Raw genomic sequence first — 25,664 nt, forward strand, 5'->3', positions numbered from 1 at the left:
ACAATAATTCAATCGTGGATTAAAAATAGTCCCGTTGCGTTATCGGTGAGCACGATTGGATAAAAACAATTTAATCATAGAATTAGCGATCATTATTTGTCAGGCTAACCGCAGATGAATCGCACTTCCCGCCGGAAGTAAGGAATGGCTATGAAATCAGGACGCTATATCGGGGTAATGTCAGGCACCAGCCTGGATGGGGTAGACGTGGTGCTGGCCGCCATTGATCAGAATATGGTAGCGCAGCAGGCGAGCTACTGCCATCCGATGCCACCAGAACTGCGTCAGGCGATTCTGGGGATTTGTCAGGGACAATCTCTGACGCTGTCACAGCTCGGCCAGCTCGATACCCGCCTCGGCCAGCTATTTGCTGAGGCCGTGGTGACATTGATGAAGCGCGAGTCGCTGGAGGCCAGCGATATCACGGCGATTGGCTGTCATGGTCAGACCGTCTGGCATGAGCCGCAGGGTGACGCACCGAATACGCTGCAGATTGGTGATAACAACCAGATTGTGGCGGCAACCGGCGTCACCGTGGTGGGCGATTTCCGCCGCCGTGATATGGCGCTGGGCGGGCAGGGCGCGCCGCTGGTGCCCGCGTTTCATCAGGCGCTGCTGATGGATGCTACTGAACGCCGCATGGTGCTGAATATTGGCGGTATCGCCAATCTCTCCGTGCTGATCCCGGGTCAGCCGGTGCGCGGCTTCGATACCGGCCCGGGCAATATGCTGCTCGATGCCTGGATCTGGCGTAATCAGGGACTGCCCTATGACAAAGATGCGCAGTGGGCGCGCAGCGGGACGGTCATTCAGGCGCTGCTGGAGGCGCTGTTGCAGGAACCGTGGTTTGCATTGCCGCCGCCGAAAAGCACCGGGCGTGAACACTTTAACCTGGGCTGGCTGGAACAGCATCTGCGCTACTTCCCGGGTCTGGCACCGCAGGATGTGCAGGCCACGCTGGTCGAGCTGACCGCCGTCACTATCACGCAGCAGGTGTTACTCAATGATGGCTGCGACCGTCTGCTGGTATGTGGCGGCGGGAGTCGTAATCCGCAGCTGATGGCGCGTCTGGCGGCGCATCTTCCCGGCACAGAAGTCACCACCACCGATGCAGCGGGTATCAGTGGCGACGACATGGAAGGGCTGGCGTTTGCCTGGCTGGCATTCCGCACGCTCTCGGGCCTGCCAGGCAATCTGCCTGCGGTGACGGGCGCACGGGAGCAAAGCGTGATTGGCGCAATCTATCCGGCTAATTCACTCTACCGGCGTTAAGCGGGGAGGCGGGGGCAGTCTGCCCCCGCAGGCGAACAGGCTGCCGTCAGGCGGCACCAGAGAGATGCGTCAGGTTGCGAACCCCGGTTATCACCGTGGCCACCATAGTTTCACGTCGGGTAATCACCTCAACCTGATAAAAACGGCTGCGGTAGGCGATGGAATAGATAATGGGATGGTACTTATTACCTTCTCCGTAGCGGGAGTAGTGCGCTTCAAGCGCACGGGTCGCTGCCAGGATATGGGAGGGTTCTTTATCACCGCGGATGATTTGCTTCATTCAGTTCCTCAAATGCTGTCCCTGGAGTCACGTCGCCTGCATGGCGCGTAGCGCTGGCCTAAACACTGAACATCTGACTGCTAAACATTTAATCACTGATTTTGTTATGACTGACTGTGACGCGGGAAGATGACAGAAAGATGATCCCCCGGCGCTGTTAATTATTTAGCAGCAGCCGGGGGATCCAGCAAGGCGGGGAATTGCAAATTCATCCAAATCGCAGCGGTTAAACCAGCTCTGGCCAGGCGACGGCCGCAATGCCATTCAGTTCAGGTCTGGAGAACAGGAAGCCCTGGAACTGGGTCACGCCTGCCGCTTCCAGCCACATCCACTCTTCGGGCTGTTCAATGCCTTCAGCGATAACGCCGATCTCCAGCGAGGCGCAGCATTTCAGAATGGCATGAATGATCGCCTGCTTCGGTCCACTTTTATGCACATCAGAGATAATGGCGCGGTCGATCTTAATCTTGTCGGGCTGAATGCGGGTCAGCAGCGACAGCCCGGCAAAACCGGCACCGAAATCATCCAGCGCCAGGCTGATGCCAGCGGCCTTAAGCTGCCTGATGGCGGCTTCAAAGGCCTCAGGCTGCGAGATAATTTCATTTTCAGTGAACTCGACCATGATCTGCTCCGGCACCAGCCCCTGCGCAGCAATCTCATCCAGCAAAAACGGAACGGCGTCCGGCACTTCCACCAGCGTCATCGGTAGCAGATTGATCGACAGGGTCATCCCCTCAATCCCCAACTGCTTCGCCTGGGCGAAGGCGATTCGTTTTGATGACAGATCGATCTGATAGAGCTGCTCACGTGATAGCCGGGCAAAGTATTCGAGCGGCGGCTCACCCTGCGGCCCGCGCAACAGCGCCTCCAGCGAGACGATTTCGCAGGCGAAGGGATCGACGATGGGCTGAAACGCAAATCTGACCTCATCCGTTGCCACCAGCGCCGCGTTGCCTTCGCGCTGTTCTGACTCATTACGGATAAACGTCCAGCCGCTGGCGGCAGGGATCTCGAAATAGTTCTCTTTTTCGCGTGCTTCGACAAAAGTGCGCAGGAACTGCAGGGCGCGATCGGCATAGGTCAGCTGATATTTCGTCGTGCACTTTGCCAGCACCGCCTCCAGCACTGTCTCTTTATCATGCAGTCGCAGGTCGAACAGCTCCATCCCGACGTGACCAAAACGTCGCGCCGGGGCGTAATCGCGCAGCAGTTCGACCAGATTATGGTGGCGCGGATCCTGACAAATCCGGCTGTAGACCGACTTTACCGCTGCTTCCGGGCCTTCCAGCAGCTGGAAAAAATGCGTGCCATTGAACAATAAAATTCCGGTGATGCTGGAGGATTTGTTGGTTTTATTCGCTTTCCGCGCCAAATCATTCAGCATCTCAAGCGGCACATGTTCAGTAATGTGGCTGCGATAGATGATTGTCGACAACATAAAGGTTTCCGGAATTTTTTATTTTTTGTTACGGCACCTTACCAGAAGCTTCTCCTGGGGAGAACGAGGGCCAGTACGTCTTTCTTACACTCACTTTATTTTAGTCTAACGGCAGCGCAGTATCGCCCGTTCCCAGAGAACGCTGCATAAAAACGGTATCAAGCCAGCGACCCTGTTTAAACCCCACCGAGCGCAGGATACCGGTCATTTCAAAGCCCGCGGCGCGATGCACCGCAATCGAACCCTGGTTCTCGCTGTCGCCGACGTTAGCGATCAGCTGGCGGAAGCCTTTCTGCTCCGCCCACTGGATGGCATGCTCTAACAGACGTGAACCGGCACCGCGCTTCTGAAATCCGGGATCGATATAAATAGAGTCTTCCAGCGTATGCCGGTAGGCGTGGCGAGGACGATAGGGGGCCAGATAGCAAAATCCCCGCACTTCCCCGTCGCTGACGGCGATGAACCACGGCAGGCCCGCCTGCTGAATCTTTCGCATCCGCTCGCCAATCTCTGCGGCGTCGGGCGGCACGGTCTCAAAGGAGCCGGTGCCGTTAAGGACGTGCCAGGCGTAGATCTGCTGAATCGCCGCGATGTGGCGTTCATCTGCTTCAAAAATTTCCATAACCTGCTCCGGTTTTTGACCTGAAAATCTGCACCTGGTGAAAAAACAACGGTATAGCGGGCGGTGAAAGGGCGCAATATAAATATTTCGCGGCGCCATCATTTCATGTCCGCCCAGTTTTCCAGGAATATTCCTGGCAGAACGTGGATAAAATAAACACGCCGCTTTAGTGCCACTACTGAATGGCGGTTAAGCCTATTCTGAAAACAGCCTCAGCCGGGTGATTCGTGCCGGGGTTAAGGCTATTATCTCTGCGATTCTGATTGGGGTGATTAATTATCTGGAGGCGCAGCGTGATGCGATTTGTTGATTTTTTGAATAGTAAGCAGGGGCTGCGTGCAGCAAGAAATCACTGCTTTGAATTAAATGGTGTGGTACTGGGCCATTTCACGGCATTATTCCTGCACGACAACCAGATTATTTTTACCAAAGATGGTAAGCAATGCGCTGTGCCTTATTATCTGGGTCCCGAAGAAGATTTGCTTCAGCAGAAAGTTAATCCCCGCATTAAAAATATCCGCGCGATCTGATTCGCATTGATAATTCTTAAATCGTAGATAATCTGCCGGATGACATTATTAATCCTGATTAGCCAGGCAATTATTTCCTGACTGTCTGGCATGGCATATCAGAGACTATTTATTGCGCTGCACCCGCTATTTTATCCCCTTCGTCCATGCCTGCTTATTTACCTGCCTCTCCGCTGTTCTGTGCGGGTGCAACAAACAGCAACAGCAGGGCCGCGATCGCAAAGAGCGTTAAGGCCGTAGTGGCACCCCAGCAGGCGTAAAGCTGACCAAACAGCAGCGACCCCAAAACCTGACCTGCCGCCAGCATAAAAAACAGGATGCCGACGCCGGTCGCTGGGTCTTCTGCGGTGGCGCAAGCGCCCCATACCAGCAGCACACCCGACAGCGTGACGTAACCTGCGCCGCAGCAGGCAACCGCGATACCTAAGCCGATAGAGTCACCATGACTGAAGGCCAGCACCAGCAGTGGCAATGCCATCCCGCACAGTGACAGCCGGTAAACCCCATTCAGCCCGATACGGGCAGCGACCAGGCCGGTTGCCGCACCCGCAATGCCTGCACTCCCGGCAATCAGCCAGAGTAAGCGTGCCGTCTCTGCATCAACACCGACATGCTGACGCAGAAGCGCCGAACCAAAGCTCCACCAGGCTGCACTGATCAGGCCCGCCGTCAGCGCGATCCCCATCAGCTGGCGCATAGAGCGACGATACAATCGCTGGTGCCAGTGACGCACTCTGGAGGCGCGTTCAGCAGCATGGCCTTTTAACACGCGCATGACGGGCAGCACACAGACCAGTGATAGCAGGGCAAACAGCAGGCAGGCGGCGCGCCAGCCGCCAGGCAACAGGCTCAGAATGACCACCGTCAGCATAATGCCCGCGCTGGTCCCTGCATTGATCAGCGTATTTGTGCGCGGCTGACGTGCTGCAGGAATCCGGTGACTCACCGCCGCGGCCAGTGCGGGTGAAGCCAGACCGGAACTCATTCCGGCGATAAACAGTCCGGCCGCCAGCATCAATGCCGAAGAGGCACTGGCAAGCAGAAGCAGACCTGCCGTTGCACTCAGTGAGGCCAGCAGCGCGGTTACGCGCGCGCCATAGCGGTCAGTCAGCGCTGCTGACGTGAGAATAGTGAAGCAGTAAGCCGCAAAGCTGCATGCCGACAGCAACCCCGCCTGCTGTGGACTGAACGGGATATCTGACGCGATTGCGGGCAACATCAATCCCCATGAAAAGCGGGCCATGCCGTAAGTCGCGGCGATCAGACTAAAGCCGGTGAGTGCCAGCGCTGCAGACGATCTCATCCGTTCGCGCCGTTTTGACGCAGTAGCTGACGGGCGACCTGAGCCGCCTGCCGGGCTGCGGCGGGACCGGTCAGCAGCGCCGTGGTAATTGCGCCTTCGAAGAGTATCCAGATGGCATCACTCAGAGGCCGATCTTCAGCGCCGTGCAGATGGGTCACACACTCCGTGATGTAGTGGCGCATTGTGGCCCGGAAGGCCAGTGCCTGAGCGGCCAGCTCGCTGTCGCGCTCAGCATATTCCCCCCAGGCTTTCAGGAAGAAGCAGCCATGGGCACCGTTCGCCTTTGTCCAGTCGCCCAGCACCACAAACAGCTGCGCTATCGCTTCTGGCTGCTGCGGTGGCAGCAGGTCAGCCATAAATCGCTGCTCGCGAGCATTCATTACGGCAGACGTCAGTGCTTCACGTGAGGCGAAGTGATGATAAAGCGTACGCGTAGAGACACCCGCTTCGCGACAGAGTTGATCGGTGCTGGTGGCGTGGAAGCCCTGTGTGTAGAAGAGCCGCTCGGCAGCCTGAATGATATCGTTTCTCTTTTTCATGACTCAAAAGTAAACCGATCGTTTTACTTTTTCAAGCCCAGTTCTATTCTTTACAGCCAGCGGTATTGATAAATCCCTGACGCCACGTACTCTGGCGCTTCGCTTAAAGGCGCGCGGCAAGCCGCTTTCACTCTTTTTCAGTTTCAGTTTATCAATACTCATACTTACCCCGATGGGGGTTAACTTTGTTAGTTGTGACTCTAATCATAACGGAGGGTACTTGCAGCATCTGCTCGCCATCATGGTATATAGTTTATTGTTTTAAATGGATTATTTTAATTTTAGCTGCTTTATTGATGCATTAGCATCGCAAATACAAGCGGAGCTGCAAAACGAGTGGAGATGTTTCAGGGGGGCGAATGCCTGAAGCGATGTCAGCGGCGAAAAAGGGCATATTCTCAAAGTCAGTTTGAGTTACGCAATAAAGTGGTTTTAGGGTAAATTCTCAGTTAGTTTAATAACGCTTCAGATTACAAAAAAAACCTCTTACGAATTTTGGTTCGTTTTTTACGATACATACAGCAACTACCAGGATGACTACCATGCTCAAAGCCAGCTACTATTATCTGTGCCCGCGTCCCATGGGTGGATGGATTTTACACAAAGAAGGTTGCGTTAATCTGTCAAAGAACGACAAACGCGTTTTTATTGGTTCGCTATATACCCGACAGCAGGCGCTGGCGGTGGCGAAAGTCCATCACGCTAATGCCATACTCTGTAATGCCTGTCTGAGCACGTTTATTTGCCCGACCAGCACCACGGCAATTAAACCCACGCGTGCGGCAACGCCAACCCGTCATACACCAAGACATTAATTCGCTGGCAAAATATGGCTGTATAAAAAAGAGAATTAACAGGGCAGGGCGTTCAGAATAAAAAAGGCAGCGTAAAGACGCTGCCCTGATAATTATGCCTGTTTAGGCTGGCCATTAGAGGCGGTAATTCCGCCATCGACCGGCAGATTGACGCCGGTAATATAACTGGCTTCGTCGCTGGCAATAAACAGAATGGCACGGGCGATATCATCCGCTTCACCGGCACGGCGCAGCGGAATGCGATCGTAAAAGCGTTCCATCAGTTCCTGATCCTGACTGGCATCTTCGGTCAGATCGGTGAGCGTAAAGCCCGGACAGACTGCATTAACCCGCACGCCATCGGCGCCGTAGTCCATCGCCAGCGCGCGGGTGAAGTTGGTGATCGCCCCTTTGGCAGCGTTGTAGATGCTCATGCCCCAGTCGCCGCCTAAGCCGGAAACGGAAGAGATGTTGACCACATTGCCTTTGCTCTTTAACAGAGCAGGCATGAAATAGTGTACGCCGTGGAAAACGCCATCAAGATCGGTTTTCATCAGGGTTTTCCATGCGTCGAGTCCGACTTCATGGACGCGGCCCTGTACGATGACGCCCGCGTTATTCACCAGCACGTCAACCCGACCATACTTCTTCAGCACGGTTTCTGACAACTGTTTAACCTGTTCGGCTTCTGAAACGTCGCACGGGGCCACCAGGTGATCGCCCGGCGTCATTCCGGCCAGCGTCTCTTCCAGTTTCTGCGCGGTACGTCCCACCAGGACCACTGATGCCCCTTCTTCAGCGAAGCGCTTTGCGCTGGCTTCGCCAATGCCGGACCCGGCGCCTGTCACAACCACAACTTTCTGCGTAAATCTGGACATTATGCCTCCTTATCAGCATCAATTCTCACTGTTAACAACCGGTTAAGCCTGGCAGCCATGACCAGAAACACAAGCGCAGCGCGAAATGCGCTGCGCCAGGTGACTGCTTTTTAACCGGGTTTAGTGACTAGGGACGTCTGAACAGAGCGAAGCTGCGTCCTTCCAGTTCGAAATCCTTCTCTTTGGTGATCACCAGACCGCGTTTCGCCACGTCGCTGGTCGTCAGCTCCAGCACCCAGCCGCCTTCTCCGAACTGCGGAATCCGGAACGGCACATTACCCTCAAACGGATTAAGCAGCATCAGCACGTCATGCCAGATGCCTTCCTCGGTCTGCAGATCCGGCCGGCCGATATAAACGCCCAGCGTTGAGCCTTCATCCCACTGCTCAGCCTGCTGGAAGCCGCCACCGGCGTTAAACCACTTGATATCCATGCCGTCGCGCCAGTTTTCACGACGCAGCAATGGCTGCTGAGCACGCAGTGTCAGGATCTGGCGGGTGAACTCGCGCAGCGCCTCAGCGGACTCTGGCAGGTTATCCCAGTGCACCCAGGAGATTTCGCTGTCCTGGCAGTAGCCGTTGTTGTTACCCATCTGGCTGCGGCCAAACTCATCGCCCGCCAGCAGCATCGGCGTGCCGTGGGAGAAGATCAGCGTGGCGAGGAAGTTGCGCTTCTGACGCTCGCGCACCGCGTTGATGCCTTCATCATCGGTCGGGCCTTCGACGCCATAGTTGTACGAGCGGTTATCGTTGTGACCGTCGTTGTTATCTTCGCCGTTGTCTGCATTATGTTTGTCGTTGTACGACACCAGATCGTTGAGGGTGAAGCCATCGTGCGCAGTAATGAAGTTGACGCTGGCCCACGGACGACGACCGTGCTGATCGTAGAGGTCGCCGGAACCGAGCAGGCGCGCAGCAAAATCGGTGGAGACGTTGTTGCCTTTCCAGTAGTCACGCACCGTATCGCGGTACTGATCGTTCCATTCCGCCCAGCCCGGCGGGAAGCTGCCGACCTGATAGCCGCCCGGACCGATATCCCAGGGCTCGCCAATCAGCTTTTTCTGCGACAGGATCGGGTCCTGCATCACAGCATCGAAGAAGCCGCCGCGCGGGTCGAATCCATCGGGTTCACGGCCGAGAATGGTGCCGAGGTCGAAACGGAAACCGTCGATATGCATCGACTCCGACCAGTAACGCAGCGAATCGAGCACCATCTGCAGCACGCGCGGATGCGAGGTGTTCACGGTGTTACCGGTGCCGGTATCGTTGATGTAGTAACGATGCTGGTCTGGCATCGTGCGATAATAGGAGAAGTTATCGATGCCCTTAAACGACAGCGTCGGACCCAGCTCATTGCCCTCGGCGGTGTGGTTATAGACCACGTCGAGGATCACCTCGATACCGGCATCATGGAAGGCGCGCACCATGTCACGGAAGCCCTGAATGCCGCGCGGCCCGAAGTAGCGGGTGGCGGGTGCAAAGAAGCCCAGCGTGTTGTAGCCCCAGAAGTTTTTCAGCCCCTTATCCAGCAGATGCTGATCGTCCGGGAACCAGTGCACCGGCAGCAGTTCAACCGAGGTAATGCCCAGACTTTTGATGTAGTCGACGGTCGATTTGTGGCTCATACCATCAAAGGTGCCGCGTAGTTCCGGCGGCAGCGCGGTGTTGAGCTGCGTGAAACCTTTCACGTGGGTTTCATAGATGACGGTTTTCGGCCACGGCACATTCGGGCGGTTTTTATCCTGCCAGTCGAATTCATTCGGGTCGATCACCCGGCACTTTGGCGTAAATGGCGCGCTGTCGCGGGTGTCGAACGTCAGATCTTTATCGTCGTGATAGAGATCATACGCGAAGTGCGCCTCGTTCCAGGCGATGTCGCCCGCCAGTTCACGGGCGTATGGGTCGAGCAGCAACTTGTTCGGGTTAAAGCGATGACCATTTTCCGGGTCATAAGGACCATAGACGCGATAGCCGTAGAGCGCGCCGGGCTTCAGGCCCGGAATGTAGCCGTGCCACACTTCATGGGTATATTCCGGCAGCTCCAGCCGGGCAATTTCCGTTTTACCGCTGGGATCGTACAGACAGAGTTCAACCCGCTCGGCGTGGGCGCTGAACAGGGCGAAGTTCACGCCCTGGCCATCAAAGTTGGCCCCCAGCAAATGGCTGTAACCCGCCGTAATTTCAAAACGCTGACTGTTTGACATTTATGCCTCGTTATTCAATGAACAGATTGACGCGTAATCAACAAATTTCTTCGGATGTCACTGTGCCACTAGCACGGCGCACCACTGTGACGCCAGCGCTGTAAGCGGCAGCTGGTCGCCTGCAACGAGAGTTTTACCGCTCAGCACATCCTGATACTCACGCTGACTCAGCGAGGCTGGCAGGGCGATATGCGTATCAGCCCAGCGCGATGCAGGCGGCTGATCGAGGTTCTCCGGCAGTGAGTTAAAGACGCGGCGTGACACAATCACGATCACCGCCTGATCCTGCTGCGTACGGGCAAAGGCGAGCACCTTGTCCTGCTGCTCACCCTCTGCCGACAGTGCCAGATAGTCACCGTGGCGGAACAGCGCTGGCTGCTGTTGACGCAGTGCCAGCAGCTTCACAATCGCCTGCTGATTGATCTGACCGCGCAGCCAGTGCGCCTCATTGCTGTCCTGCTGCGGCGCGTTAAGCATCGCGGCCAGCGCGTCGAAATCAGGCTCGCGGCGGTTATCAGGATCGACCAGGCTGAAGTCCAGCGCCTCGCTGCCCTGATAAATATCAGGTACGCCAGGTGCGGTAAGTTTCACTACGGTCTGGGTCAGACTGTTGACCAGACCTGCACGCATAAAGGGTTGCAGCGACTGGCAGAAATCACTGAGGAAGGCGCTGTTGGCGGGCGCGAGCAGATGACGGGCGTAGCCCAGCACCGCCTCTTCGTAAGCGTCGTTGTTGTCGGCCCAGTCGGTGCGCAGTTTGGCTTCACGCAGCGCTTTCTCGACATAAACCACAAAGCGGGCTTCCAGCGCCGCCAGACCCTCGGCATCCTGCGGCTGGAGAGTGGTTGGCCAGACGCCTGCCAGCGCTTCATACAGCATCCACTCAACCGCCGGTTCCGGTGCCGGGCCATCTTTCAGGTGAACGACATGATCTTTGTTCATCTCCCGCCAGCGGCTGACGCACTCCGCCCAGCGCTGTGGCGCTTCGGTCAGCGTATAGAGACGCGCACGGGCATCTTCACCGCGCTTGGTGTCATGCGTTGAGGTGCCCGACAGCGCATCGGGCTGATGTTCGCGCCGCGCCTGCATCTCTGCATGGAACTGATCCAGCGAGAAATGACGTGCCAGCGGTTCAGCGCCGACTTCATTCAGCGCCAGCGCCATATGCTGACGGAAGAAGAGGGTGTCCTCGACCGATTTCGCCATCAGCGGGCCGGTCAGTTGCTGGAAGCGGGTGCGGAACTGTGTCGCATCGTCGCGGGCAGCGTCGGCAACTTCAGCACGCAGAATACGCGTCAGGAAGTCGAGCGCCTGGGTGTTGGGTGCAGAGTCGCTGGCTTTCACCTCGCTGACGACCTGTTGCAGCAACGCGGTATCGGCGGGCGTCAGGCCCTGCGGCGTGCCGTAGGTGCGGTAAACCGGGAACGCCACCAGCAGCTCACGCAGCGCATTTTTCAGTTCTGCTTCTGGCTGAGGTGCGTCTTCCGTGTCAGCAATCTTCAGTGCCAGTTGCTGTAACCGGTTAAATTCACCGGCGAAGTTGCGGTTCGCCATCAGCAGCTTGGCGGCACGCAGCTCCGCTTTCATGTCGACGGTTTTGCCGATGACGGTCTGATACGCCTTGCGCAGTCCGCTCAGGCGATCGCTGTCGACCAGCAGATTGGCGAGCGCGGCCATAAACTCATAACCGGTGGTGCCGGAAACCGGCCACTCGTCAGGCAGCTGTTCATTGTCACCGAGGATTTTCTCCACGGTGAGATAGCAGTGGGGACCGGCAGCCTGGCGTAACTGCTCCAGATAGCCGCGTGGATCGGCCAGGCCATCCACGTGGTCTACGCGCAATCCCTGCACCGCGCCGCTGTGGACCAGTTCGAGGATTAACTGATGTGCGGCATCAAAGACGGCCTTGTCTTCCACGCGCACGCCCACCAGACCGGTCACTTCGAAGAAGCGGCGGTAGGAGAGGTCACTGGGTGCATCGCGCCAGGACATCAGTCGCCACGGCTGCTGGTCATGCAGTTCGGCAATCTGTGCGGCATCGCGCAGGGCGAGCACTGCTTCTTCCCGATCCTGCCAGGTCTCAGGTTTCAGCGGATAGAAATTGTCGAAGTAGGCCAGCGCCGGTTTGCCGGTCTGCGGATCGCGCTTCACGCTGATCTCACCGTTTGCCAGCACCGCCTCAAAGGTGTCACCGAGGAACGGCAGCGTCAGGCGGCGTGACCAGTCGATATCGAAATAGTGCCCGTAGCGACTTTGTTCGCCATGCTCAATGACGTCGCGCCACCACGGGTTCTCCAGCGAGGCGGCCATATGGTTAGGCACGATGTCGAGGATCAGTCCCAGCCCGGCCGCTTTCAGGGCGGCAGCCATGCGATCAAAGCCTTCACGGCCGCCAATCGACGGCTCGATCTGGTTAACGTCAGTCACGTCATAGCCGTGGGTCGACTCCGCAGTCGCGCTGAAGATCGGCGAGGCGTAAAGATGGCTGATGCCCAGCTGTTTCAGGTAGGGCACCAGCGCCGCCGCACGGTCAAAGGTCATGCCGTTACGGAACTGGATGCGGTACGTTGCGGTAGGAATGTTCATTCTGCTTCTCTCTTTTCCAGACGCACCACGATTGCGTTGGGAATCAGTTCGGTTGCGGTCTGCGGCCAGGCAAACAGGGTCTCGCCCGGCAAATCGGGGATCGGCTGCGTGCTGTCGCCGACGTTCAGCGCCAGTGACAGTGTGCCCAGCGGGAAGTCCCAGCGCACTGCCAGGAATCCTTCTGCCGTTTTCACTATCTGACCGGCATCACCCCCGGCAGTCTGCAGTAGCGGCACGATATGTTCCTGACGCAGCGCCAGCAGATGACGCGTCAGCGCCAGCCACTGCTGACCTTCCGGCGTTTCTGTGCGCGGCCAGTTGAGTTTCGACTGTTCAAAAGTGGTGACATCATTGGGATCCGGCACCGTTTCGCCGTGACCAGCATGCCCTTCAAACTCGCGAGCGCGACCTTCACGCACCGCTTTGGCCAGATCGCCGTGGAAATCGGTGAAGAACAGGAACGGCCGGGTTTCGCCATACTCTTCGCCCATAAACAGCAGCGGGATGTGCGGCGAGACCAGCAACATGGCCAGCAGCACCTGCGTCCGTTCTGCGCCTGCCAGCGAGACCAGCCTTTCGCCCTGCGCACGGTTGCCCGTCTGATCATGGTTCTGGATAAAGTCGACAAAAGCGACCGGCGGCTGGCTGCTGCTTTTCACGCCGCGTGGCTCGCCTGACTGCGGCGAGACTTCGCCCTGATAGACAAAGCCTTCTGCCAGCGCCCGCGCGACCCGCTGTTCCGGCTGATCGGCGAAATCCCGGTAATAGGCGTGGGTTTCACCGGTTGCCAGCACATGCACGGCGTTGTGGAAGTCATCGTTCCATTCGCCGGTGAACAGCGGAGCGTCCCCGTTTTCGTCACGCGGATGCAGGAAGGTGACGTTACGGCAATCTTCGGTAGTGAGATGAACAGGGCGGTCGGTAATGGTGGCACGGATGCGCTCAGCGATCTCAATCAGCACATGCTTTTCGCTCGGGTCATCAATCTGGTCGATGGCGTCAAAGCGCAGGCCATCCAGATTAAACTCCTGCAGCCAGTAGAGTGGCGCTTCCACGATGTAGCGGCGCACCGCATCAACGTCATAGGCGATACCTGCGCCCCACGGCGTCTGGCGCTCCTTGTGGAAGAAGTCTGGCGCGAGCAGCGGCAGATAGTTGCCCTCCGGGCCGAAGTGGTTCAGCACGATATCCAGCACCACAGACAGACCATGGCCGTGTGCCGCATCGATAAAGGCTTTGAAATCATCGGGTGAACCATAGGCTGCATGCGGTGCATAGAGCAGCACGCCATCGTAGCCCCAGCCGCGATTGCCGCCAAACTGCGACACCGGCAGCACTTCAATCATGGTGATGCCGGTTTCAGCCAGCATTGGCAGTTTCTCAATTGCCGCCCGGAAGGTACCTTCAGGCGTGAAGGTGCCGATGTGCAGTTCATACACCACCGACTCCTGCCACGGGCGACCCTTCCAGCCAGTGTTCTGCCACTGATACGCATCAGGATCGATCACCAGCGACGGGCCGTTAACTTCTGCTTTCTGGGCGCGGGCGGCGGGATCGGGCACGGCTGTGCCATCCGCCAGCACAAAATCATATTCGGCATTTGCCGCCACACCGGCGACCTGGGTTTCAAACCAGCCATCCGCCTGCGGTGTCATTTCAATATCTTTGCCGGAGAGACGCAGCGTCACGCGTTGCTGACCGGTTGCCCAGAGGCGGAAACGCACCTCATCACTGGCAATCCGTTCAGCGCCCCAACTTTTTAAAAAAGATTTGGATTCCATTCAGTTGCCTCATTTAGCCTGGAAATACGCGATGGCGGCCACCGCGCGAAAAGGATGTCGATGACGTAAGCGTCAAAAACCTTGCAGCGAGACCAGGATGCCAGGTGGGCTGGCGCGTCTCTTCAGCCAGGAAGCTGGACTGATATTCAGCGTGATGCGGCGGGAAGGAAGGCGTGAGACCGCTTCCACGCGGCATACAGAGACTAATCATAGACTAAGATGTTGCAATCGCAGGGCTGCGGGGCGTCTGGCGGCATTAATTTGCGTTAATTGCCGTGAATCGGACTCTGGTGGGGGGAAGAAGGCGGTTTTGGCCCAGAAATCCCTGCCGGATGGCGCGGATTCGCTATAAGCTTAAGCGCGATTGCGCTGGATGACCTGCGGCGCTGAATACTTCAAAAGGATGTTACGTGACGAAAAGAGTTCTGCTAGCCGCGCTGCTGTTGCTGCTCGCCGCCTGTTCTAATCAGGTCGGGCACCGGCTGGACAACAGTAATCTGCAGCATATTCATGCCGGTCAGACTACCAAAGCTCAGCTGGTCGCGCTGTTTGGTCAGCCGGACAGTGAAACGCCTTACCCCGACGGGCAGCGGCTGCTGAAGTGGACCTACAGCGAGGCGCGCACCCTGAACACCACCGAGGGCCAGACGCTGACTGTGCAGATGAAAAATGACAAAGTGCTGAACTATGCGCTAAGCAAGAGTTAATGCTGAGCAACGTTTAATCACGGCAGTGGCAGGCGATCGCCACCGCCGTGACCGGTTTTTACACGCCGCTCTGCTGTGCATCCCGGCTGTCGGGCCGTGGCTGAGCCAGACGGGCGAAATCAGATCCTGCCGGATGCTGGTAAATCTGCAGCTCAAAGAGGCGGGCCATCGCATAGATATACTCAAAAATCGCCGCCTGGGTATTTTCATAATCGGCCCAGAAAATCGATGAGGTGAAGCAGTAGATCTCCACCGGCAATCCATCCGGCGACGGCTTCAGCGGCCGCACCACGATATACATCTCTTTCATAATGTCATCGCGCTGCGCCAGCCAGGCGGTCAGGTATTTACGGAACACCATCAGATTGGTGATGCCGTTCTCCATAAACCAGCGTTCGCCGACGGCGTTGATATCGCGTCCATCCAGCAGCTCAGTGATCGTTTCGCCCGCGAGGCGGATCTGGCTCATCGACTGCAGCATCTCCTGATTCACAAAGGTGATCGACTTCTGATCAATATAAAAGCTGCGCATGATGCGGCGCGCGCCCGAGGAGAACATCGCCTGCCAGTTGGTGTAGGTCTCGGTCAGGAAGTTCTTGGTCGGGATGCGCGAGATAGTGTTGTCCCAGTTGCGGATGGTGATGGTATGCAGCGCAATATCGATCACCTCGCCGCTGATGTTTCTGTCCGGCATCTCAATCCAGTCGCCCAGCTGCAGCACATCGTTGGAGGAGAGCTGAATGTTCGCCACCAGCGACAGCAGCGTATGCTGGAAGATCAGCATCAGCACCGCGGCGACCGCACCCAGCGAGGAGATGATAATCGCCGGGGATTTGTTGGACATAATCGCCAGAATCATGATGGCGGCGATGATATGCACCAGGATTTTGCCAATCTGGATATAGCCCTTGATCGAGTGATTCTTGCGCTTGGATTTGCGCGTATAAGAGTTGTTAACAATCTCCAGCACTTCGTTGAAGAAGATCGACAGATAGACAAAAAACAGGATGCCGCAGATGGTCTGAATCGCGACTTTCAGGTTTTCAGGCAGGCCCGGCATGAATTGCAGGAAGTTGTAGACCACAATCACCGGCACAAAATTTGACAGCTTCTGAGAGAGGCGGATGTCCTTATCCAGCGGAACGCCCTTTTTATGGCTGCTGAAAAAGACTTTCCTGATCACTTTGACGATGAAAAATTTGCAGATCAGGTGAGTGACCATCCCGGCCACGATCAGCAATAACAGGCTGAAGCTGATCGACAGCACCCGGTTTCCCTCAATAAAACTCATCAGACTCTGAATGTAATGCATGTTAACCACGTACGAAAAAGTAAGGGGCGAATTCAACCACAGCACGGGGTCGGTTGTTAAGCGCCGAATGCGTTCAGGCGAAGCCGTTATTATTTTTATGGCGTGAATGGCGCGCAGGCTGCGCCCGGCGAGTGGCGAAGGGCGGCTTTCTCTGCTACGACACTCAGATTAATCTCAGGCTGGCCGATAACCACTCTATCTCCTCTGATATGAGCCTGCGGACATGCTTAAAAATCTTAAAATAACCCACGGTATTCTGGCGGTGCTTGCCGTCTTTATTACGTTACTGACCCTGACCGGATTTCTGTTCTACAACGGCGTCTCGAAAGCCGATAAAAACTTCGTGGCAGCCGAACAGCTGACACTGCAACAGCAGCACCTGAGCGATGCGGTGAAAACCCTGATCAAAACCCGCGTCACCATCAACCGTGTGGCGATCCGTTTCCTGAAAAATCAGCAGGATCCTAAATCCCTGGCGGCCATTGCCACGCTGCTGGAGCAGGCGGGGCAGTCTGCGGACAGAGCCGATGCCGATTTTAAAGCGTGGCAGGCGATGCCGCGCAAAGAGGGGCAGGGCGAAGCCCAGGCGACGCAATTTCAGACGGCCTATCAGCAGATGCGTGACACCATGCTGTCCTCCATTACCTTTCTGAAGCAGGGTAACTATGCGGCCTACGGCAACCTTGAAGCGCAGGCGGCACAGGACCAGCTCGACTCGGCCTATGAAGCCTGGCGTGCAGTGAACATGCAGCTGATGAAAGATACCTCTGAACATAACCAGCGCAGCCTGACGGATGCGCTCTGGGCGCTGCTCACTATCGGCCTGATTACGGCTGTGATTGGCGTGGCGGTCTGGATGGGACTGCAGAAGCTGCTGATTAACCCGCTGGGCCGACTGACCGGCTATATGCGCGCCATTTCGGCAGGTGATTTAACCTCTGATATTCAGCACGAGGGCCGCAACGAGATGGGCCTGCTGATTCAGGAACTGCAGCAGATGCGTGATGCGCTGGTGGTAACCATTACCTCGGTGGATGACGCGACCCGCTCTATCTTTACCGGTGCCGCGGAAATTTCCGCTGGCAGCACCGATCTCTCTTCCCGTACCGAGCAGCAGGCTGCCGCGCTGGAGCAGACCGCCGCCAGCATGGAGCAACTCACCTCGACGGTGAAGCTCAACGCAGATAATGCGCAGCAGGCGACTACGGTGTCGAAAGAGGCGTCAGCCACCGCTCAGCAGGGTGGCGAAACCGTTGCCCGCGTTATCGCCAACATGGATCAGATCAGCGAAAGCTCGAATCAGATCGCCGGTATTATCGCCATTATCGACAGCATCGCTTTCCAGACCAATATCCTGGCGCTGAACGCCGCGGTTGAAGCTGCGCGTGCCGGTGAGCAGGGTCGTGGATTTGCAGTGGTCGCAGGTGAAGTGCGTTCGCTGGCTGGACGCAGCGCCAGCGCCGCGCAGGAGATCCGTGGACTGATCGACCGCTCAGCCGAGCGCATCAAAACCGGTGCCGGTCACGCTTCTCAGGCGGGCATCGCGATGGAAAGCATCGTGAAGTCGGTGAGCCGTGTGACGCAACTGATCGAAGAGATCGCCGCCTCCTCGACTGAACAGACCCGTGGCATTGAGCAGGTCTGCATTGCGGTCTCTGAGATGGATGGCGTGACGCAGCAGAACGCCGCGCTGGTGGAGGAGTCGGCCACTGCCGCCGCTTCACTGGAAGAGCAGGCGAGCTATCTGCGTAAAACGGTATCAGTATTCAAAACCGGCAGTCTGCATACGGCGTTCTCCGCCGCGCCGGTTGCGAAGGCGATCGCCGTGCCAAAACGTCAGCCTGTCGCCGTGACGGACAATGAGAACTGGCAGACCTTCTGATAACGGAACGTCTGACGGATCACCGCGTACGCGACAGTGCGCCGGTTTCCGGCATAAAAAAACCGCCCCCAGGGGCGGTTTTCTATTTACTCAACGCATCAGGCCGGAACGGACTGTGCCTTCTGGCTACGGGACCAGACGCGGTGCGCTTTCATCGCCTGAGTAAACTCAGACATCAGTGCGCTCTCCGCTGAGTCGCCCTGCACAATACCTTCTTCCTGATCGGCATCTTCCAGACCGAACTGCGCTTTAAAGCGACGCGCGTCGCCCACCAGACCAATCACCTTGAGGTGCTTGTAGGCTTCCAGCAGGAAGTAGCGGGCATCGCCGCTTAACAGCAGGGCATCGATATTGCCATTCGGCACCATCACTGCATCAAAGGTCAGTGAAGGCAGACCGGCGAAAGTCGCATCGACCGGCAGTACCGAACCATCGTCGGCACGTACCTGGCCCATATGCGGCGCCAGCAGTTTGGCGTGCACGCCTTCCGCTTTCAGCCCCTGCAGAATCGCCAGCACATCTGCTGCCTTCACGCCATCGCTCAGCAGCAGCGCGACCTGACGGCCTTTAATCTCACCATCCGGAATGGCGTAGAGACTCAGACTGTCATCTTTAGTCAGGCCGTTCACCGCAGCAGGTGGCTGGATGTTGAGCTGCTCATCGGTCAGCGCGATGCCCAGATTATCCGCCACGCCCTGCGCCAGCTTAATATCGATGCGTGCGAGATGATCCACCACGCGCTCACGGATATAGGCGCGACCCACTTTACTCAGTTCAAACGAGTAGGCACCGATGATGTGCTGCTGCTCGACTTCAGTCTGGCTGTTCCAGAACAGGCGCGGCTGGGAATAGTACTCACCGAATGACGGGCTGCGCTCGCGCACTTTATGGCCCTCAACGCGCTCCTGATAACTCTCGAAGCCGCCGCCTTTTGCAGCCGGTGGGGTTTCGCGCGGCCAGTTGTCATTGATTGAGTTCGGCTCGTAGTTCGCCGGATTGGTGTCGATATCCTGACGATGCATGCCCTGACGCTGGAAGTTATGGTACGGGCAGGTCGGACGGTTGATCGGGATCTCATGGAAGTTCGGTCCGCCCAGACGACTGATCTGCGTGTCGGTATAGGAGAACAGACGGCCCTGCAGCAGCGGATCGTTGGAGAAATCCAGCCCCGGCACGATATGGCCAGGGTGGAACGCCACCTGCTCGGTTTCGGCAAAGAAGTTGTCCGGGTTACGGTTCAGCACCATCTTGCCGACAATTTCCACCGGCACCAGCGCTTCCGGGATCAGCTTGGTGGCATCCAGAATATCGAAGTCGAATTTGAACTCATCCTCTTCCGGGATCAGCTGCAGACCCAGTTCATATTCCGGGAAATCACCGGCTTCAATCGCTTCCCACAGATCGCGGCGATGGAAATCGGGATCGCGGCCGGTCAGTTTCTGCGACTCATCCCACAGCAGCGAGGCTTTCCCGGCTACTGGCTTCCAGTGGAAACGGACAAAGGTCGCTTTGCCTTCGGCGTTGATGAGGCGGAAGGTGTGAATACCAAAGCCTTCCATGGTGCGATAGCTGCGCGGAATGCCGCGGTCAGACATCGCCCAGATGACGTTGTGCATGGTTTCCGGCTGCAGAGAGACGTAATCCCAGAAGGTGTCATGGGCGCTCTGACCCTGCGGGATTTCGTTGTGCGGCTCCGGCTTAACGGCGTGCACAAAATCAGGGAATTTATGCGCATCCTGAATAAAGAACACCGGCGTGTTGTTGCCGACCAGGTCAAACACACCTTCTTCGGTGTAGAACTTGGCGGCGAAACCACGGATATCACGCACGGTATCTGCAGAACCCGCTCCGCCCTGAACCGTGGAGAAACGCACGAACACCGGCGTGGTCTGCTGTGGATCGCTGAGGAACTGCGCTTTGGTCAGATCGGTCAGGGAGCGGTAGGGCTGAAAATAACCGTGCGCAGCAGAGCCACGGGCGTGCACGATACGCTCCGGGATACGCTCATGGTCAAAGTGCGTGATCTTCTCACGCATAATGAAGTCTTCCAGCAGCGTTGGACCCCGCGAACCGGCACGCAGTGAGTTTTGATCATTGGCGATGCGTGTGCCCTGGTTAGTGGTGAGGGCGCTGCCGGTGCCGTTTTTGCGGCTGGCTTCAAGCTGGTCAAGTTTGGCGTTATGCGTCTGGGGTGCTTTCAGGCTGCCTGGGGCGGTAGGCTGCTTGCCTGGTGGGGTCGGTTCGGCTGGGGGCTGATGCGAACCATCTTTCGGTGCCAGCGATCCCAGACCCGGTTCTGATGATTCCGGACCGGTGGTGGGCGCGCGTTCACTCAGGCGTTTCTTCTCTGTTTCTTTCGACATTAATCCATGCTCCAGCTGTTATTTTACTTTCGACGACACTAAATATAGAACAACCTGAACAATGCTGAGGGTAAACCGGCCATTTAACCGCAGTGACTGCGCCTTTTTCGTCCGGCAGAAAAACCAGACTTATCGCTGAGTGCCCATTATCGCTTCGCTTATCCACGCCTTGTGCCGTCTGGCTTAGCGGCGCGTCAGCCCGCGCCCGCTATGCTGGCAACCCGCTTTACTCTCCCGCCAGATTTGCCCGCCGCAGGCGCGTGGCATATTCCGGGAGAGGGTGATAATTAATAAATAAAATTAATATAGATAGATGACATCTCAGGTTGAAGTGTGAAATGTTATATCATAACATTTCACTTTGTATCTTTAACTGAGGATCAGGCTTTGACGAATCACGCAGGTAAATGGATTGGGATCATGGGCGCGCTGCTCATCAGCCAGCAGTCGCTGGCGCACGGCACGCATAACCATGGCAAACCGCTGTCAGCGATGGAGCAGAAAGCAGCAGAAGGGGTCTTTGCTGACAGCGACGTGAAAGACCGTCCGCTCTCTGACTGGGACGGGCTGTGGCAGTCGGTCTATCCGCTGTTGCAAAGTGGCGAGCTGGACCCGGTCTGGCAGAAAAAAGCGCAGCAGAATCCCCATAAAACGGCAGAGGAAATTAAAGCTTATTATCGCAAAGGCTACGCTACCGACGTCGATACCATCGGTATCGAAAATGGGGTGATGGAGTTCCACGTCGGCGATCGGGTCAGCGCCTGTCACTACCACTATGCGGGCCATAAAATCCTGACCTATACCTCGGGCAAAAAAGGGGTGCGCTACCTGTTTGAGTGTCAGGACGCCAGCAGCAGCGCCCCGAAATATGTGCAGTTCAGCGATCACACCATCGGACCGCGCAAGTCCGCCCACTTCCACATCTTTATGGGCAACCAGTCTCAGCAGGCGCTGCTGGCTGAAATGGACAACTGGCCGACTTATTACCCTTACCAGATGACGAACTCAGACGTCGTGGAGGAGATGCTGCACCACTGAGTGCCGGACCGGATCGGATGGCCCGCTGGTCAGGGTTCTTTTGCAAGAATAGCGCCTGGATTCATTTACCCCGTCTGAGAAAGATATAGATCCTTGAGTTAAGTTAACTCATGAGTTAACTTAACTCCAATGGAGGATTTATGTTTGAGATAACGATACACAGGGAAGCGCTCGCTGAAATTAAGGCAATGCCAGAGATGCTCCGGGCTAAGCTAGCCCGGCAAATAGATAAACTGGCTGCCCGTGGAACTGATTTGAGAGAGCCGGATACCAAACCATTAGGGTCGGGTTTTTTTGAGCTCAGGGCGAAGGCAAATGAGATTGGGCGAGCGGTGTATGTTTACCAGAAAGGCAGACGTATTTTTATCCTGAAAGCTTTTGTGAAAGAGACAAAGAAAACGCCAGCAGCAGTCATGATCGCAGCGGCGCACCGTTTAGAGGAGATGTTAAACGATGAGTAAGAAATCAATTGCGTGGACGACGGCCCGCAAAGAAATTTTATCAGATCCGGTTGTTCGCGAGCATTATGAGGCTGAAGTACGGGCAGAGCACCTGCGCGAGCAGTTAGCCAGATGGCGGGAAAGCGCGGGAATGACCAGCGCCCAGGTCGCAGAGGCGCTCGGTGTCAGTCCCTCTGCAGTGTCGCGTACCGAGCGCCGCGCAGATAAAGCCACAGTTGAAACACTCGCCCGCTATGCCCGCGCCTGTGGCGTTGAAAATCCTCAGATCTCCCTCTGACTGATACAGGATGGCAGGAGTCGATTCTGGTCCTGCTATGGATGATTCCTGCCATCAAACGCACTTTCTCACCAGCTCAGGATAATACCTCTCCCATCCACCGCCTTCATCCCACCCACACCGGGCGGCGTGAGGCGGGGATGCCGCGCACCACCCGCTGATATGACTCCTCAACCAGCTGCTGAATCAGGCCAGGTGATAGGCCGTCACCGGGATACACCGTGATCCAGTGGCGCTTGTTCATATGATAACCGGCGGTGATCGAGGGATAGATCACCCGGTGCAGCTCCGCCTGCTGCGGTTCGCACTTCAGGGTGATAATCGGCACGCCCCGCAGCTCAGTCAGCAGTAAAAACACTTTTCCACACACTTTAAAAACCTGATGTTCCGGCCCGAACGGATAGCCCGATTCGGCGGCGGGCAGCTGTTCAGCCGCGTCGATAGCGATGCGCTGGATCGCGTGACCCTGCATAGTGATTCTCCCTGTCATGATTAAGCCGATCTCTCTGGCCCGCGACTGGCTGGTCGCCAGAGGCCTGTTACACTTCTGATAAGCATAAATCAGGAGCAGACATGAAATTAGGCTTTGCATGTAAGTATCTCAATAGCGACGGCAAACAGTTTTTTCCGTTTCGCGCCACCACCCGTAAACGATTTCTGAGTTTACAGCAGGCTGAACGTCATCAGCTGGTTCATGAGATTACCGTTACCAACCTTAATAATCTCTACCTGACGCTTGAGCATCTGGCCAGGTTACCGGAGCCACTCAGGATGATGCGTATCGGCAGCGATCTGCTGCCACTCTATACCGTGCCCGAAGCCACGCCGCTGTTTGCGGAGTTCCTGCCTGAGCTCTATCCGCTGTTTGCCCGCTGTGGCGAGCTGGCGCGGGCGCATCAGATCCGGCTCTCCTTTCATCCGGGACAATATACGGTGCTGGCTTCCGACAATCCCGATGTGGTGGTGCGCGCGCTGGAGGATGTGGAGTATCACACGCTCTGCGCCTGTCTGATGGGCTACGGCAAGACCTTCCAGGATTTTAAAATCAACATCCATATGAACGGCAAGGCGGGATTCAACGGTTTTAAACAGTCGTTTAATCAGCTTAGCCCGGAAGCGCGCCTGATGCTGACGGTGGAGAATGATGAGATCTCCTGCTCGCTGGATGATGTGCTGCAGGCGGCACCGCTGTGTCCGGTGGTGCTGGATATTCACCATCACTGGGTCAAAGAGAGTGAGTTTATTCAGCCGGATGATGCGCGTGTTGCCCGGGTCATCGAGTCGTGGCGTGGCGTGCGGCCAGTGCTGCACTATTCGATTTCACAGGAGGGGATTATTCCGCAGGAGGGCTGGCCCGATCAGCAGCAGCTGGGCGTGAGCAAAAGCAAACTGCGGGCGCACTCGGACTACTTCTTTAATCCGACGCTGAATGGCTGGGCGTTGTCGTTCCAGGATTTCGACATCATGTGTGAAGTGAAAATGAAGAATCTGGCGCGGGAGCCGCTTTATCAGTGGGGAATAACGCAGAAGCTGATAGAGAATCCCCTGGCCGAAGCGACCAGGGAATCGGCGAACGTTAAATAATGGCCACGCCGCCCGTGACGGCGATCGTCGCTCCGGAAATGTAGCTGGCTTCGTCACTGGCCAGCATCACGTAGGTGGGCGCCAGCTCAGCAGGTTGACCGGCACGCTGCAGCGGCACTTCACTGCCAAAGTTCTTCACCTGTTCAACCGGCATGGTCGAGGGGATCAGGGGTGTCCAGATAGGCCCGGGCGCGACCGCATTGGCACGGATGCCTTTCTCCGCCAGCAGGGCGGCCAGGCCACCGGAGAAGTTAACGATGGCGGCTTTGGTGGCGGAGTAGGCGAGCAGCTTCGGTTTCGGCTGGTCAGCGTTGATCGAGGCGGTATTAATGATCGAACCGCCCGCCGGCATATGCTTCGTGGCCGCTTTAGTGATGTAAAACATCGCGTACAGGTTGGTCTTCATGGTGCGATCAAATTCGTCGTCGCTGATTTCATCCAGCGACTCCCGCGTCATCTGATACGCCGCGTTATTGACCACAATGTTAATCTCACCAAAGGCTTCCACGGCCTTATCGACCAGCGCATTGCAGTGTGACGCATCGGTGATATCGCCAGGCACCAGAACGGCTTTCTGGCCTGCGGCCTCGACCAGTCGGGCGGTATCCTGCGCATCCTCATGCTCATCAAGATATGAGATCAGCACATCGGCACCTTCCCGGGCAAAGGCAATCGCGACGGCCCGGCCAATACCGGAATCCCCGCCGGTAATAATCGCTTTTTTACCCGCCAGACGGCCTGAACCCTGATAGCTCTCTTCGCCATGATCGGGCTGTGGCTGCATCGCGGCGGTGCTGCCAGGCCACGTCTGCTGCTGTTCGGCAAAAGGGGGTTGTGGACGCTGAGTGGATGACATGACTTTTCCTCCGTAAAAATGGAACAACCCTGTCAGGGCATCGGACCCTGACAGGCGAGGGATTAAGGTTTGGATGGTGTGACGCCGTCAATCTGTTCTGACTGCGCACCGGAACCGGGACGGGCATTGCCGAGCACCGGCTCATCGCCCAGGATATCGGGCTGCTGTTTCGCGCTGAACTGACCATGACCATCGTAAGCCGGGCCGCTGCTCCAGCGACCTTCCGGCAGCGGTTTATCCAGCGAGGTATTCAGGCAGTAGTAAGAGTGTTCCTGCGCCTCATGTTCCTGCGGGAAGCTGTTCGGGATCGGCAGCGACGCGTTTAGTCCGCCCATCTCTTCGATCACCGCCAGCCACTGCTGCTGGTGCATGGTGTCACGGGCGATCAGGAAGGAGAGGAAATCCTTCATGCCTTTGTCTTCGGTCATGTTGTAGAGGCGGGTAGCCAGTACGCGGCCGGTGGCTTCGGCGGTGACGTTAGCCAGCATATCGGCGGCCACGTTGCCGGAGGCGTAGATATGGCTCATGTCGAACGGCATGCCGTTGGCGTTTACCGGCATCGCAGCCAGACCGGAAGAGAGGATGTGGCGTGGGTTCATGCCGCCCAGAATGGCATTGACCACCGGATCTTTCGCTGACGCTTCCTGGTAAGAGAGCGGCGCGCCTTCAAGATTCAGCGCTACGGCGTAGCCCAGCATTTCGATATGGCTCAGCTCTTCGGTGGCGGTGGAGATCAGCAGATCCCGAATCCGCACATCACCCCGTGCGCCCATCGCCTGGAAAAAGTATTGCATCGCTACACGAATCTCACCTTCGACGCCGCCGATGGCCTGCTGTAACAGCATGGCAAACTCTGGATCGGGCTTCTCTACACGAACCGGGAATTGAAGTTTTGATGAATGATGGAACATAGTTATTTTCCTCGTCTGTGTTTGCAGTAGATGCAGGAAAAGCCTGG

24 protein-coding genes are annotated in these 25,664 nt (G+C 56.8%); 9 read left to right on the plus strand and 15 right to left on the minus strand.

Annotated features, from left to right (window positions below; all coding sequences use genetic code 11):
• The first annotated feature begins 150 nt into the window (after window positions 1-150).
• Window positions 151-1,272, plus strand: a complete 1,122-nt coding sequence (gene anmK / locus ACN1CO_RS04925) for an anhydro-N-acetylmuramic acid kinase (RefSeq protein ID WP_419138981.1) — start codon at window positions 151-153, stop codon at window positions 1,270-1,272.
• A 46-nt stretch (window positions 1,273-1,318) separates the two neighbouring features.
• Here the strand turns inward: anmK and ACN1CO_RS04930 are convergent, their stop codons facing one another.
• From ACN1CO_RS04930 to ACN1CO_RS04940, 3 genes are all read right to left on the minus strand, one after another.
• Window positions 1,319-1,552, minus strand: a complete 234-nt coding sequence (locus ACN1CO_RS04930) for a DUF4060 family protein (protein ID WP_003850264.1) — start codon at window positions 1,550-1,552, stop codon at window positions 1,319-1,321.
• A 226-nt stretch (window positions 1,553-1,778) separates the two neighbouring features.
• Entirely contained in the window at window positions 1,779-2,990 is a 1,212-nt protein-coding gene (locus ACN1CO_RS04935) for a diguanylate phosphodiesterase (protein ID WP_419138066.1), read from the minus strand.
• A gap of 100 nt (window positions 2,991-3,090) precedes the next feature.
• Window positions 3,091-3,612: an N-acetyltransferase family protein gene (locus tag ACN1CO_RS04940; RefSeq protein ID WP_419138067.1), complete on the minus strand. Its 522-nt coding sequence runs from the start codon at window positions 3,610-3,612 to the stop codon at window positions 3,091-3,093.
• A gap of 296 nt (window positions 3,613-3,908) precedes the next feature.
• On the opposite strand from ACN1CO_RS04940, the gene ACN1CO_RS04945 reads away from it, so the two are divergent.
• Window positions 3,909-4,142 carry a hypothetical protein gene (locus ACN1CO_RS04945; protein ID WP_090961461.1) on the plus strand — a complete coding sequence of 78 codons (234 nt, stop codon included), beginning with the start codon at window positions 3,909-3,911 and terminating at the stop codon, window positions 4,140-4,142.
• Window positions 4,143-4,296: 154 nt separating this feature from the next.
• Here ACN1CO_RS04945 and ACN1CO_RS04950 read toward each other — a convergent pair whose 3' ends face one another.
• From ACN1CO_RS04950 to ACN1CO_RS04960, 3 genes are read right to left on the minus strand one after another with little or no spacing between them, the layout of a single operon-like run.
• Window positions 4,297-5,445 (minus strand): MFS transporter, encoded by a 1,149-nt coding sequence (locus tag ACN1CO_RS04950; RefSeq protein WP_419138068.1) that lies wholly within the window; start codon window positions 5,443-5,445, stop codon window positions 4,297-4,299.
• Window positions 5,442-5,984, minus strand: a complete 543-nt coding sequence (locus tag ACN1CO_RS04955) for a TetR/AcrR family transcriptional regulator (RefSeq protein WP_419138069.1) — start codon at window positions 5,982-5,984, stop codon at window positions 5,442-5,444. Before ACN1CO_RS04955 ends, ACN1CO_RS04950 begins: the two co-directional genes overlap by 4 nt.
• 3 nt (window positions 5,985-5,987) lie before the next feature.
• Window positions 5,988-6,146, minus strand: coding sequence for a hypothetical protein (locus tag ACN1CO_RS04960; protein ID WP_419138070.1), 159 nt, complete (start codon window positions 6,144-6,146; stop codon window positions 5,988-5,990).
• Window positions 6,147-6,526: 380 nt separating this feature from the next.
• Here ACN1CO_RS04960 and ACN1CO_RS04965 point away from each other — a divergent pair, with 380 nt between their 5' ends.
• The gene (locus tag ACN1CO_RS04965) at window positions 6,527-6,799 is read left to right on the plus strand and encodes a hypothetical protein (RefSeq protein ID WP_419138982.1); all 273 of its coding nucleotides are present in this window, start codon (window positions 6,527-6,529) and stop codon (window positions 6,797-6,799) included.
• 92 nt (window positions 6,800-6,891) lie between these two features.
• Here ACN1CO_RS04965 and ACN1CO_RS04970 read toward each other — a convergent pair whose 3' ends face one another.
• The 4 genes from ACN1CO_RS04970 to treZ all read right to left on the minus strand — a co-directional run bounded on the left by ACN1CO_RS04970 (window position 6,892) and on the right by treZ (window position 14,226).
• Window positions 6,892-7,656, minus strand: coding sequence for an SDR family NAD(P)-dependent oxidoreductase (locus ACN1CO_RS04970; RefSeq protein ID WP_419138071.1), 765 nt, complete (start codon window positions 7,654-7,656; stop codon window positions 6,892-6,894).
• 127 nt (window positions 7,657-7,783) lie between these two features.
• The gene (gene glgX, locus ACN1CO_RS04975) at window positions 7,784-9,859 is read right to left on the minus strand and encodes a glycogen debranching protein GlgX (protein WP_419138072.1); all 2,076 of its coding nucleotides are present in this window, start codon (window positions 9,857-9,859) and stop codon (window positions 7,784-7,786) included.
• A gap of 57 nt (window positions 9,860-9,916) precedes the next feature.
• Complete coding sequence (treY, locus tag ACN1CO_RS04980) at window positions 9,917-12,445, minus strand: malto-oligosyltrehalose synthase (protein WP_419138073.1); 2,529 nt, start codon at window positions 12,443-12,445, stop codon at window positions 9,917-9,919.
• Complete coding sequence (treZ, locus tag ACN1CO_RS04985) at window positions 12,442-14,226, minus strand: malto-oligosyltrehalose trehalohydrolase (protein ID WP_419138074.1); 1,785 nt, start codon at window positions 14,224-14,226, stop codon at window positions 12,442-12,444. The genes treY and treZ overlap by 4 nt, the downstream gene beginning before the upstream one ends.
• A gap of 410 nt (window positions 14,227-14,636) precedes the next feature.
• Between treZ and ACN1CO_RS04990 the strand changes: the two genes are divergently transcribed.
• A complete protein-coding gene (locus ACN1CO_RS04990; protein WP_419138075.1) occupies window positions 14,637-14,933 on the plus strand; it encodes a hypothetical protein in 297 nt (98 codons plus the stop codon).
• A 58-nt stretch (window positions 14,934-14,991) separates the two neighbouring features.
• Here the strand turns inward: ACN1CO_RS04990 and ACN1CO_RS04995 are convergent, their stop codons facing one another.
• Window positions 14,992-16,245: a mechanosensitive ion channel family protein gene (locus ACN1CO_RS04995; protein WP_419138076.1), complete on the minus strand. Its 1,254-nt coding sequence runs from the start codon at window positions 16,243-16,245 to the stop codon at window positions 14,992-14,994.
• 223 nt (window positions 16,246-16,468) lie between these two features.
• Here ACN1CO_RS04995 and ACN1CO_RS05000 point away from each other — a divergent pair, with 223 nt between their 5' ends.
• Entirely contained in the window at window positions 16,469-18,127 is a 1,659-nt protein-coding gene (locus tag ACN1CO_RS05000) for a methyl-accepting chemotaxis protein (protein ID WP_419138077.1), read from the plus strand.
• A 98-nt stretch (window positions 18,128-18,225) separates the two neighbouring features.
• Here ACN1CO_RS05000 and katE read toward each other — a convergent pair whose 3' ends face one another.
• Complete coding sequence (gene katE / locus ACN1CO_RS05005; protein WP_419138078.1) at window positions 18,226-20,490, minus strand: catalase HPII; 2,265 nt, start codon at window positions 20,488-20,490, stop codon at window positions 18,226-18,228.
• Window positions 20,491-20,877: 387 nt separating this feature from the next.
• Here katE and zinT point away from each other — a divergent pair, with 387 nt between their 5' ends.
• The 3 genes from zinT (at window position 20,878) to ACN1CO_RS05020 (ending at window position 22,266) form a co-directional block, all read left to right on the plus strand.
• Window positions 20,878-21,528: a metal-binding protein ZinT gene (zinT, locus tag ACN1CO_RS05010; RefSeq protein ID WP_419138079.1), complete on the plus strand. Its 651-nt coding sequence runs from the start codon at window positions 20,878-20,880 to the stop codon at window positions 21,526-21,528.
• 140 nt (window positions 21,529-21,668) lie between these two features.
• Window positions 21,669-21,989 (plus strand): type II toxin-antitoxin system RelE/ParE family toxin, encoded by a 321-nt coding sequence (locus tag ACN1CO_RS05015; protein ID WP_419138080.1) that lies wholly within the window; start codon window positions 21,669-21,671, stop codon window positions 21,987-21,989.
• On the plus strand, window positions 21,982-22,266 hold the full coding sequence (locus ACN1CO_RS05020) for a helix-turn-helix domain-containing protein (protein WP_419138081.1): 285 nt from the start codon (window positions 21,982-21,984) through the stop codon (window positions 22,264-22,266). The genes ACN1CO_RS05015 and ACN1CO_RS05020 overlap by 8 nt, the downstream gene beginning before the upstream one ends.
• A 106-nt stretch (window positions 22,267-22,372) precedes the next feature.
• On the opposite strand, the gene ACN1CO_RS05025 is transcribed toward ACN1CO_RS05020, so the two are convergent.
• Window positions 22,373-22,738, minus strand: coding sequence for an MmcQ/YjbR family DNA-binding protein (locus tag ACN1CO_RS05025; protein ID WP_419138082.1), 366 nt, complete (start codon window positions 22,736-22,738; stop codon window positions 22,373-22,375).
• 101 nt (window positions 22,739-22,839) lie between these two features.
• Here ACN1CO_RS05025 and ACN1CO_RS05030 point away from each other — a divergent pair, with 101 nt between their 5' ends.
• A complete protein-coding gene (locus ACN1CO_RS05030) occupies window positions 22,840-23,850 on the plus strand; it encodes a UV damage endonuclease UvsE (protein WP_419138083.1) in 1,011 nt (336 codons plus the stop codon).
• Here ACN1CO_RS05030 and ACN1CO_RS05035 read toward each other — a convergent pair.
• Both ACN1CO_RS05035 and ACN1CO_RS05040 read right to left on the minus strand, forming a co-directional pair.
• Window positions 23,843-24,706, minus strand: coding sequence for a glucose 1-dehydrogenase (locus ACN1CO_RS05035; protein ID WP_419138084.1), 864 nt, complete (start codon window positions 24,704-24,706; stop codon window positions 23,843-23,845). The two genes, ACN1CO_RS05030 and ACN1CO_RS05035, sit on opposite strands and share 8 nt — an antisense overlap.
• 62 nt (window positions 24,707-24,768) lie before the next feature.
• Window positions 24,769-25,617, minus strand: coding sequence for a manganese catalase family protein (locus ACN1CO_RS05040; protein ID WP_419138085.1), 849 nt, complete (start codon window positions 25,615-25,617; stop codon window positions 24,769-24,771).
• Window positions 25,618-25,664 lie beyond the last annotated feature (47 nt).

Source organism: Pantoea sp. R13S299, assembly GCF_048515925.1.
GTDB lineage: Bacteria > Pseudomonadota > Gammaproteobacteria > Enterobacterales > Enterobacteriaceae > Pantoea.